Source organism: Prolinoborus fasciculus (assembly GCF_056724605.1).
This window is the reverse complement of record NZ_JBWZQN010000049.1, coordinates 20,684-27,938: the sequence shown is the minus strand read 5'-3', so window position 1 is coordinate 27,938 and position 7,255 is coordinate 20,684. Positions and strand designations below refer to the sequence as shown.

Below are 7,255 nucleotides of genomic sequence, written 5' to 3'. Positions count from 1 at the left end.
ACAAAATAATTCGGTAATATAGTCCATGAAAAAGCCTTGCTCTGAAATGTTTTGTCTTCGTAACCAAGATATTACAGATGCTAAGGCTTTTTTTTATTTATTTTTTATGTCGAACTCAGGTTAATTATGTCGAATATTAATTATGATGAACTGATGCAGCCAGTGATTGCTTTCCTCGGTTGTGAAACACCGCAAGCATGGCTAGATATGGCGGTCGAAAATCTTGAAATCTTAATGCAAGATCATGCCAACTGTGAAAAAAAAGCAGCTAGCACTGCCATGAACCTGATGTTCCGCTATAGTTATTTTGTTGATCTACAGGTGAAGCTTGCGCAGCTGGTACGTGAAGAAATGCTGCATTATGAGCAAGTACTTGAATTGATGAACAAGCGCGGTCAGGCTTGGCAGAACTTGAGTGCAGGGCGTTATGCTGGTGGTTTACGCAAAGAAATCCGGACTTTTGAACCTGAAGCCTTGATTGATGTCTTGGTGATTGGTGCCTTTGTGGAAGCACGTTCCTGTGAGCGTTTCTACGCACTTGCTTCGCGTGTTGATGATGAGTTAGCACGTTACTACCGTTATCTGCTCAAGTCCGAATCTCGCCATTTTGAAGACTATCTGGCTTTGGCGATGGATGTGGCAACCACGGCGAAACTGAAAAATCCGAAAGAGGATATTCAGGAGCGAATCTTGCATATTCGTGAAGTTGAAAAACAGCTAATTCTCGCGCCTGATGAAACTTTCCGTTTTCATAGCGGTGTGCCGGCTCAAGCGGCTTAATCTCGGTGACAGCTTAAAAATCCTCCATCTATGGGGGATTTTTTATATCTCGAAATTTTAAAAGAGGGGTATTTATATATCGAGTTTTATGAGGGATTGAAAATAATTATTTATTTTAAATATTTGAAAATAACAAGCCGTCAAATTTTAAGTAATAAAAAAGCCCACTTCATTATGAGTGGGCTTTCTTGAATTTGGCTCTCCAACCTGGGCTCGAACCAGGGACCTGCGGATTAACAGTCCGTCGCTCTACCGACTGAGCTATTGGAGAATCTGAAAGCGATTATAGAGAGATTTTGACAGGGGTCAAGTAAAAATTATCATATTTATTATAAATACAGCCTGTCTGTTTTTAATTTAGGCAATTGCATAAATTTCACGAAAAATACTTGTCAGAATAAATTTCACTTGCTAGATTAAAACCATAAAGTCGTTTGACCAAATGGTCAAACAGTGTGGATTTAAACCTACTTGCCAGCACAAAAATGGCTAAACCGGAGACAGCGAATGAATACGCTCAGCATCCCTCAAATTTTCTCTCAACTGGCTTATTATCAAGAAAACTATCTGCAAATTATTGCTGATCCTGCACAGTATTATATCCCGGTTAAAGACGCTCATATCACGCTATGGCCCTTGGCGCAAAAATCACTTTATTTAGGTGATTTGCTGCAATTATGGTTTGCAGAAAAATGGTTGGTAGAAACTGAACGTCAATTTAACTTTGAAGTTTTCCTGAATGCAGACTATCTGAAAGAGCGAGACAAAGATCTTTATATCTATGCCATTTCTGGGAATCTTTTGACGGGAACCAATCAGTCTAAAGCGTGGCAAGCCTCAATAACACAAACACAAGATGTGGAATTAGCCAATGTTTCCAAGCATTATTTTGAGTTTCAAGGCTTAACTCGACCACGCTTGTCATTTGTTGAAGCGGGGCAGGCGAAAAGCAGTATTATTTAAATGAATTACCTGATGAGTTGTGCAGGCTAGCAATTTCATTCAGTCCGAATAATCATACAGGTCGCAGTGGCATGAGCATACAGGCGACCTTCTTCATCCAGAATCTGACCTTCAGAAATACCTAAATTTTTACTGAGATTAATTGATTTTCCTACGGCTTTCAGTGGCTGATTCTGAGGTATAGGGCGGCACATCTTTACATTCAGATCAATGGTGCCATAACCGACACCTGCTTCAAGTAAAGTATGAATCGCGCAGCCTGTCACGGTATCCAAAACGGTTGCAGCAAAACCACCATGGACGCCGCCAAGCGGATTTAAATGTCGATGATCAGCTTTGACCTTAAATTCTACATGTCCGCTTTCAATCACTGCTGGTTGCATCGACATGGTTTCGCTAATACTTGGGGCCGGGATTTTTTCATCACGCATCGCTTCCAGTAATGCTAAACCGCTCATTTCTTTTGGGTTCATTGTACTTTTCCTTTCATTATTCTTGAGTTATTGAGGTTTAATTCAAAATTGTGACATCGATAATAGCAATCTGGTATAGGAATGGCGGATTATTTTGTAAGAAGTGCATTGCCTGCACCTGAGTAAAATCATTTTTATAAAAAATAAGAAATAGAATAATTTATGGCACGATACTGGTATACATTTCTAATGAAATATCTCAGATCTAAATAATCTGCCAAAAAAAACGAATCTTATAAAAGAATTAAAAAATCGAGTGATAGGGTGATGAAACAGTTTCTGCATCTTTGGGTGCCTATTTTTCTCAGTAATGCCATTATTATGCTCAGTAGTTTGTTCGACGTGATTTTTCTATCACATTTTTCACCTCAGCATGTGGCTGCATTGGCAGTCTGTTTGTCTGTTTATTCTTTGTGCTTTGTGACGGGTATTGGGGTGTTACAGGGCATGATGCAAGAGCTGGCAGAAGCCAATGGACGTCAGGATTATGCGGATATACAACGTATCGTGAAGCAAAGTATTTTGATTGTACTGGTGATTTCTGCTGTTGCGATGTACTTGTTTAATCATGCGACTCCTTTACTTTATTTTTTAAAGGCAGATGCGGCCTTACAGGCATTGATTGTGCCATGTCTGTGGCTGTTGGCTTGGACGATTCCAGCGCATTTATTGTTGCGTATTTTATATATTTTCACCCAAGCCTGTGGGCAGGCTAAGCGTGTGTTTTACGCCAATATGATCTATTTACTGCTCAAAGTGGCTTTGGCTTATGTCTTGATTTATGGCATTGAGGGTTATGTTACAAGCTATGGGGTTGAAGGTGCATTCATGGCACATTTAATTGTGCAGTGGGTACTGTTGTTTGTTTACTATTTTTTCTTCCTTGAGCAGAAGTTAAAGATCCAGTGGTCTGGTGTTTTCTTTCACTGGCAGACTTTGTTGAAAATTTTAAAAATTGGATTGCCCAATGCGGTGGTGACTTTTGTGGATGTATTTGCCATCAGCGCGATTGCTTTGCTGATCTTGCCTTTGGGTGACATTGTAGTGAATGCACATCAGGTGATGCTTGGTTTATTGGGCCTGATGTTTATGTTGCCGATGTCGATGGCATCCGCCTTCGGTATTTTGGTGTCGACTCAAATTGGTGCGGAGCAGATTGATGCTGCATGGCAACTCAGTAAGCGGGCACTGATGGCTGTGATGCTAATAGCTATCGTTGTCGTGTTGACTATTTGGGGCTTAGATAGTTGGATTGTGGGGTTATTTAGCAATGATGCGCAGGTGATTGCATTAGCCTTGGCATTGATCCTGTTAATGTGTTGGATGCATATCTTTGATGCGCTACTGGTGATTAGTTTGGCAATGCTACGTTGCTGGCGAGAAATTGTCAGACCGATGTTTATTTTTATCAGTACCGTGCTGGTCGTGGGCTTAGGTGGTGGTTGGTATGTGACGTATCATCCAATGACACTGTTCAATTGGCAAAGCAATGCATTGGGGATTCATGGTTTTTGGTGGATGTTGAGTATTGCGTACACGATTGCAGCAAGTCTATGTTTTGTTTGTTTGCTCATTAAATACTTGAGCTATAAGCGAATACGACTCACTGTTTAATACATGTTGAAGAACATAAAAAAACCCGCGAAATTCGCGGGTTTTTTTATCTAGGAAGCTAGATTATTTTGCAGCTTTTTCAGCTTCGATTGAAGCAATCGCAGCATCAACGCCTTCGATAGAATCAGCAGCTTTCTTGATACGAGCAAGGGCATCTACCAGTACTTCGTCAGCAGTAGCGTAAGAGATACGCATAAAACCGCCAAGACCGAATGCATCGCCAGGAACCACTGCAACGCCAGTCTCTTCCAGTAACCATGCAGAGAATTCTGTGCAAGATTTAAGACCTTTGGCACGAATCAACGGTTTGATGTTGGCATATGCATAGAATGCGCCATCAGCAGGCAAGCAAGAAATACCGTGAATATCATTCAAGCCTTTCACAACTAGGTCATGACGACGTTTGAATGCTTCAATCATTGGTTCAAGAACGTCTTGAGGACCATTCAATGCAGCTTCAGCAGCAACTTGCGAAATAGAAGTTGGGTTAGAAGTTGATTGAGACTGGATCTTTTTCATTGCACCAATCAGTTTAGCAGGGCCCGCTGCGTAGCCGATACGCCAGCCAGTCATTGCATAAGCTTTAGACACACCGTTTAACACAATCGTGCGGTCATAAAGGTCTGGAGCAACAGTTGCGATGTTGTAGAACTCGTCATCCCAACGGATTGGTTCATACATGTCGTCAGATGCGATAAATACTTCTGGGTATTTACGAAGTACGCCAGCCAGCGCTTCAAGCTCAGCTTTAGTGTAGATCATACCTGTAGGGTTAGATGGGCTGTTCAATACCACTAGACGTGTTTTGTCCGTGATTGCAGCTTCTAATTGTTCAGGGGTGATTTTGAAACGTTGTTCTTCACCACATTTCACAATAACTGGTACGCCTTCAGCGATGATCACCATGTCCGGGTAGCTTACCCAGAAAGGTGCAGGAATAATCACTTCATCACCTTTGTTTAACAAAGCAAGTGCCAAGTTAAAGAATGATTGCTTACCACCACAAGAAACCAGAATCTGGTTTGCTGCATAGTCTAGGTTATTGTCGCGTTTGAATTTAGCAATAATGGCTTTTTTAAGACCTGGCGTACCGTCAACAGCGGTGTATTTGGTGAAACCGTTGTTAATCGCTGCAATTGCTGCATCTTTGATGTGTTGAGGGGTATCAAAATCTGGTTCACCTGCGCCCAAACCAATCACGTTGTGACCTGCAGCTTTTAATTCAGCAGCTTTGTTGGTCACAGCAAGCGTAGGGGACGGTTTGATGGCATTCACACGATCAGAGAGACGTACGTCCACGGCAGTATTCCTTCTTATAGGGATTAAAAAATAAAAAGCACATTATCTTAGCCTAAAATGGTGCAGATAGGGCAAAAGAATTTGGAAAACTTTAAGGAAAAAATGGTGTATTGACCGAACTTTATCTTGAATTTCGATGCGCTGGGAGCAGGCGAGGAGAGACTTGTTACATCTCGGTCATGCATATTGATGCATGAAATATAAAATAAAAATGGCCACTTTAAAGTGACCATTTTGTGTTGTTGATGTTGTGGTTACGCACTAAAGCGTGACAAATCTTCGTCCGGGCGTGCTGTTAAAATTTCCGCGCCGGTTTTAGTCACCAGAATTGTATGTTCATATTGTGCCGACAATGAGTGATCTTTGGTGACCACTGTCCATTTATCACCGAGTAATTTGGTTTTCCAGTCGCCGCCATTGACCATTGGCTCAATGGTAAAGGTCATGCCTTCTTCAAGCACCATGCCAGTATCTGGTTGACCATAATGCAGCACTTGCGGTTCGTCATGGAAAGTCGTACCAATACCGTGACCACAATATTCACGTACCACGCCAAAACGCTCAGATTCAACATACTGCTGAATGGCATGACCAATATCGCCAATAGTTGAACCCGGTTTTACAGTTTCAATACCCCGGTACATGGCTTCTTGCGCTACCTTACATAGACGGTTGGCAAGAATTGAAGTTTCACCACCCACGATATACATCATGTTGGTGTCACCATGGTAGCCATCTTTAATCACGGTCACATCAATGTTCAGGATGTCGCCTTTTTTCAATTTTTTACTGTCTGATGGAATGCCGTGACACACCACATGGTTTACAGAAGTACAAATAGTATGTTGGAAGGCAGGTCGACCCGGTGCAGCGCCATAGCCTAAGCATGCAGGAATTGCCTGTTGTTGATTGACAATATAGTCATGACAAATCGTATCAAGTTCCAGAGTGGTGACACCTGGAACAATATGCGGTTTGATCATATCCAAAACTTCTGCCGCCAGTCGCCCTGCCACACGCATTTTTTCAATTTCGTCAGGGGTTTTGATGAGTCGACGTGGAGCTTGATAAGTGTTGTTCATGATCTCTAAAAACTTTTGGAAATTTGTGTGTGACTATGGTATAAATAGCCGCCCATTTTATCAAATGCTTTTTCGTGAATAAATTTCACGGGCTTTGTGCGATGAGGCAAAAAAATCCGCACATATATCGACACATTACTCTGGGTGCCCTTTAGGGTGGAGAATGCGGGTATATGGAGGCCTAACCCAAACTTTAAGGTAAAGAAAATGGCAGATTACAACGTAAGCATGCGCGACCTTCTTCAAGCTGGCGCGCACTTTGGTCACCAAACTCGTTTCTGGAATCCAAAGATGCGTGATTACATCTTTGGTGCGCGTAACAAAATTCACATCATCAACCTTGAGCACACTGTTCCTGCGTTAAATGATGCTTTGAACTTTGCTAACAACTTGGCTAGCAAAAAGAACAAAGTTTTGTTCGTTGGTACTAAACGTGCAGCTTCTGCGATCATCCGTGAACAAGCTCAACGCGCTGGTCAACCATATGTAGATCACCGCTGGTTAGGTGGTATGTTGACGAACTGGAAAACACTTCGCCAATCTATCAACCGTTTAAAAGACCTTCAAACTCAATCTCAAGACGGTACTTTCGCTAAGCTGACTAAACGTGAAGCTCTAGAGCGTACTCGTGAGATGGAAAAACTTGAGCGTGGCTTAGGCGGCGTTAAAAACATGGGTGGTTTACCTGACGCATTATTCGTAATCGACGTTGATCACGAAGCGATTGCAATCAAAGAAGCGAAGAACCTTGGTATTCCTGTAATCGGTATCGTTGATACAAACTCTAACCCAGACAACGTAGACTACGTTATCCCGGGTAACGATGATGCGATCCGTGCAGTAACACTTTATGCTTCTGCTATGGCTGATGCGATTCTTGCTGGTAAAGAATATGCTCAATCACAAGCAAATGCACAAGCTAAAGCAGAAGAAGCTCCAGCTTCTGAGGCTTAATGCGTTTGACGCTAGCTTGTCATTTTTGCGACATGTGATGGTGGCAAAGTAAGCGTTATGTATGCAGGCGGCCCATGAGAACTCCTCTGG

General features: G+C 42.2%; 7 protein-coding genes and 1 tRNA gene. 4 read left to right on the top strand and 4 right to left on the bottom strand.

What is annotated here, in order from left to right; genetic code table 11:
• The first annotated feature begins 126 nt into the window (after positions 1-126).
• On the top strand, positions 127-780 hold the full coding sequence (locus AC1P5O_RS11905) for a MiaE family protein (RefSeq protein WP_004279057.1): 654 nt from the start codon (positions 127-129) through the stop codon (positions 778-780).
• Positions 781-975: 195 nt separating this feature from the next.
• Here AC1P5O_RS11905 and AC1P5O_RS11900 read toward each other — a convergent pair.
• Positions 976-1,051: transfer RNA gene (locus AC1P5O_RS11900), tRNA-Asn, on the bottom strand.
• A 236-nt stretch (positions 1,052-1,287) separates the two neighbouring features.
• Between AC1P5O_RS11900 and AC1P5O_RS11895 the strand changes: the two genes are divergently transcribed.
• Positions 1,288-1,743: a hypothetical protein gene (locus AC1P5O_RS11895; protein WP_004731657.1), complete on the top strand. Its 456-nt coding sequence runs from the start codon at positions 1,288-1,290 to the stop codon at positions 1,741-1,743.
• Positions 1,744-1,778: 35 nt separating this feature from the next.
• Here AC1P5O_RS11895 and AC1P5O_RS11890 read toward each other — a convergent pair whose 3' ends face one another.
• Complete coding sequence (locus AC1P5O_RS11890) at positions 1,779-2,216, bottom strand: PaaI family thioesterase (RefSeq protein ID WP_004279054.1); 438 nt, start codon at positions 2,214-2,216, stop codon at positions 1,779-1,781.
• A gap of 267 nt (positions 2,217-2,483) precedes the next feature.
• Between AC1P5O_RS11890 and AC1P5O_RS11885 the strand changes: the two genes are divergently transcribed.
• Positions 2,484-3,830, top strand: a complete 1,347-nt coding sequence (locus AC1P5O_RS11885) for an MATE family efflux transporter (RefSeq protein WP_004279053.1) — start codon at positions 2,484-2,486, stop codon at positions 3,828-3,830.
• 63 nt (positions 3,831-3,893) lie between these two features.
• Here the strand turns inward: AC1P5O_RS11885 and AC1P5O_RS11880 are convergent, their stop codons facing one another.
• Both AC1P5O_RS11880 and map read right to left on the bottom strand, forming a co-directional pair.
• A complete protein-coding gene (locus AC1P5O_RS11880; RefSeq protein ID WP_004279052.1) occupies positions 3,894-5,129 on the bottom strand; it encodes a pyridoxal phosphate-dependent aminotransferase in 1,236 nt (411 codons plus the stop codon).
• Positions 5,130-5,383: 254 nt separating this feature from the next.
• The gene (gene map, locus AC1P5O_RS11875) at positions 5,384-6,211 is read right to left on the bottom strand and encodes a type I methionyl aminopeptidase (RefSeq protein ID WP_004279051.1); all 828 of its coding nucleotides are present in this window, start codon (positions 6,209-6,211) and stop codon (positions 5,384-5,386) included.
• Positions 6,212-6,418: 207 nt separating this feature from the next.
• Between map and rpsB the strand changes: the two genes are divergently transcribed.
• Positions 6,419-7,165 (top strand): 30S ribosomal protein S2, encoded by a 747-nt coding sequence (rpsB, locus tag AC1P5O_RS11870; RefSeq protein ID WP_004279050.1) that lies wholly within the window; start codon positions 6,419-6,421, stop codon positions 7,163-7,165.
• The last annotated feature ends 90 nt before the right edge of the window (positions 7,166-7,255 follow it).